Here is a 3,255-nt window from a genome sequence, read left to right as displayed (position 1 = left end):
GCGTTGCGCTCCTAGCGCAGACACCCGGTCTGGGCGTCGTCGCGCGCCTTGATTGGCGCCGTTTTCACCCCACTCGCATTTGTAAACATAGTGCTAACAGGCCCTTGGCAGGGAAAGCCCTTTCGCCGCTGGCCCAGCTTTGCGCCCACAATTTCGCCATCCATGAGCAGCATCACACCCTCCACCGATTTCAGTACCGCGCTCACAGGCCTGTTCGACCTGCGCGGAAAAACCGCTTATGTGCCCGGCGGCTACGGCGGCATTGGCGAGGCGATTGCCTGGGGCCTGGCCATGGCCGGGGCGCGCGTGGCGGTGTCGGGCCGCGACGAGGCCAAGGCCGAAGCCGTGGCCGCGGCCTTGCGTGCGGCGGGGCATGAAGCCATGGGCCTGGCCATGGATGCGCATTCGGTGCCGCAGATGCAGGCTTCCGTAGACGCGGTGGCCGCGCAGTGGGGCGGCCTCGACATTCTGGTGAATTGCGTGGGCATGCAACGTGAACAGGCCTTGCTCGAGGTCACCGAAGAAGCCTTTGACGAGGTGCTGCAGGTCAACCTCAAGGCCGCGATGTTCCTGGCGCAGGCGGCAGCCAGACAGCAGATCGCAGGCGGCAAAGGCGGCGCGCAGGTGCATTTGCTCTCGGTGCGAGCGCAGCTGGGCTTGCGCGGCCGGGGTTACTCGGCTTACAGCAGCAGCAAAGGCGGTCTGGTCATGCTGATACGGCAGCATGCCAGTGAACTTGCGCCGCACGGCATCACGGTCAACGGCATCGCGCCGACGGTGGTGCAGACCGAGATGGCGCGCCACTGGCTGGAGAACCCCGAGACGCGCAAGCAGGTGCTGGACCGCATTCCGCTGGGCCGCGTGGCGGACCCCCAGGACGTGGCCGGTGCGGCGGTATTTTTTGCAGCGCCCGCATCGCGCTTCGTCACCGGGCAAGTGCTGTACCTCGACGGCGGAATTACCGCGTCCCAGTAACCCCACTCGCCAGCGCCGCGACGGCATGCTGCACGCCGCCGCTGCCTATCGGAATCCCCTGCACCCGCAGGGCGGCTTCCACGCCGGCCAGGCAGCCCAGGATCATCGCGGGGTTCATGTCGCCCAGGTGGCCTATGCGGAAGCTGCGGCCGGCCAGCGGGCCCAGGCCGCCCGCGATGGCGACCTGGAACTGCTCGCGCGCGACTGACCGCAGGGCTTCGGGGTCAATGCCGGCGGCCACGGACACCGTGGTGACGGAGACCGAGCGCGCGGCCGGCTCGCGCACAAACAGGCTGAGCGCGCCGCCTTCGCTCCAGGCCTCGACGGCGGCATGCACCGCGCCGGCGATCATCCGGTGGCGGGCGACGACTTGCTCAACGCCCTCGTGAAAAATCAATCCCAGCGCGGCCTCAAGACCGAAGAGCAGGCTTTGCGGCGGCGTGCCGCAGAACTTGCGGTAGCTGAGCGGGCTTTGCCGACGCGCCCAGTCCCAGTAGAAGCGCGGTGAGGGATTGGCCGCTGCCACTTTCATCGCGGCGCTGTCCGCCGCCACAAAAGCCAGCCCGGGCGGCACCATCAGGCCTTTTTGTGAAGCGCCCAGCACGACGTTGGCGCCCAGCGCATCCATGGCAAAGGGCGCCGCGCCCAGCGAGGCGACCACGTCCACCACCAGCAGCGCTGGATGCGCCGCAGCATCCAGCGCCTGCCGGATCCGGGCGAGGTCGCTGGTCATGCCGCTGGCGGTGTCGGTGTGGACTGCAAACACGGCCACGATGGCGTGCGCGGTGTCGGCGCGCAACGCGGCTTCTATCGCCGGCACGTCAATCGGGTAGCCCTCGCGCCAGGGCGTGCGCAGCACTTTCGCGCCCATGGCCTCGGCCTGCACGGCCCAGGATTCGGAGAAATGCCCGGTGCCGGCGATGAGCACCTGCTGTCCCGGCGCGAGCAGGTTGGCGATCACGGCCTCCCAGGCGCCGTGGCCGTTGCAGGCATACAGGAAGACGTCGGCCTTTTCGGTTTGCAGCAGCGCCTTGAGCCCGGTCTCGCAGGCCTGGATCACACGATCAAGCCGCGGGTCGGCCAGGTCCATGGGCTGGCGCCGCATCGCGTCCATGACCTCGTCGGGCACCCGCGTGGGGCCGGGTGAGTGGAGGAATCGGTGGCCGGGGATGCGTGGGTGGGGCGTCATGTCGAAAAATTATGCGCCTGCCGGCTTGCGGTTGACCAGCACGATGCCGGCCGCCACGGTGGCCAGCGCCACCAGCAGGCCGGTGGTCACGCTTTCTTTCAGCCACAGCGCGCCGAACAGCAGCGCGAACAGCGGCGTAAAAAACACAAACACTGAAATTTTGGTGGCCGGGTAGCGCCCCAGCATCCACATCCAGGCCAGGTAGCTGGCAAAGGCGCCTATCACCGTCTGCAGCAGCAGGGAGGTGATGGCGAAGGGGCTGAAGTGCCACGACCATTGCTCGCCCAGGTAGAGCGACAGGAAGGGAAACACGGCGGCGCTCACGGCCAGCTGGTAGAACAGCAGCTTTTCGGCGGAGATGCTGACGAGTTTGGTGGCGCGTATCACCACCGTGGTCAGGCCCCACAGCATGCCGGCGGCCAGCGCCAGCAGGTCGCCGCGCGCGGTCGAGGCATGGTCGCCGGTGAAGCCCTCACGCAGCGCGAACACCACGGCGGCAAACGCGCACAGCAGGCCGACCCATTGCAGGCCGCGCAGCCGTTCGGACTTGACCCACAGCGGCACCAGCGCCGCGACCCAGAAGGGCGAGGTGTACAGAAACACCGTGAGGCGCGAGGCGCTGGTGTACTGCAGGCCCACATAGATACAGGCGAACTCCGCGCCGAACAGGGCGCCCGCCAGCAGGCCGGCTTTGAGCGAGCCGTCGCGGCTGAACAGCGGGATCTTGCGCCACAGGCACCAGAGCCACAGCAGGACGGTGGCGCCGACGAGGCGCAGCGAGGCCTGGAACATGGGCGGGATCTCGCTGATCGTGGCCTTGATCAGGACCTGCTGCAGGCCCCAGAACAGGCAGCAGCCCAGCAGCAGGGACATGGCGAGGGTGTCTAGATGCGTCTTGCGTGTCATGGGTGAGGGGGCTAGAAACTCGGGGTGTGGATGCTAGGGCTGAGGCATTGAAGTGATCGAGTGCCGCTGGCCCCCACCCCCGCCCTCCCCCAGCGGGGGAGGGAGTAAAAACCAGTGCGTAAGGCGGCAGGGATCAGGCTCATTCTGGTTATTGCTCCTTCCCCCTCTGGGGGAAGGTTGGGATG

Annotated in this window: 3 protein-coding genes; 1 reads left to right on the top strand and 2 read right to left on the bottom strand. The window is 67.5% G+C overall.

Annotated features, from left to right (window positions below):
* The first annotated feature begins 162 nt into the window (after positions 1 to 162).
* Positions 163 to 975 carry an SDR family NAD(P)-dependent oxidoreductase gene (locus AC1D1Y_RS25800; RefSeq protein WP_477684862.1) on the top strand — a complete coding sequence of 271 codons (813 nt, stop codon included), beginning with the start codon at positions 163 to 165 and terminating at the stop codon, positions 973 to 975.
* On the opposite strand, the gene AC1D1Y_RS25795 is transcribed toward AC1D1Y_RS25800, so the two are convergent.
* Positions 959 to 2,164 carry a pyridoxal-phosphate-dependent aminotransferase family protein gene (locus AC1D1Y_RS25795; RefSeq protein WP_477684861.1) on the bottom strand — a complete coding sequence of 402 codons (1,206 nt, stop codon included), beginning with the start codon at positions 2,162 to 2,164 and terminating at the stop codon, positions 959 to 961. The genes AC1D1Y_RS25800 and AC1D1Y_RS25795 overlap by 17 nt on opposite strands.
* Positions 2,165 to 2,173: 9 nt before the next feature.
* Positions 2,174 to 3,070 carry a DMT family transporter gene (locus tag AC1D1Y_RS25790; protein ID WP_477684860.1) on the bottom strand — a complete coding sequence of 299 codons (897 nt, stop codon included), beginning with the start codon at positions 3,068 to 3,070 and terminating at the stop codon, positions 2,174 to 2,176.
* Between the last annotated feature and the right edge of the window lie 185 nt (positions 3,071 to 3,255).

The sequence above is a fragment of the Polaromonas sp. P1_G1 genome (genome assembly GCF_056405595.1).
This window is presented reverse-complemented; position numbering and strand designations above follow the sequence as displayed.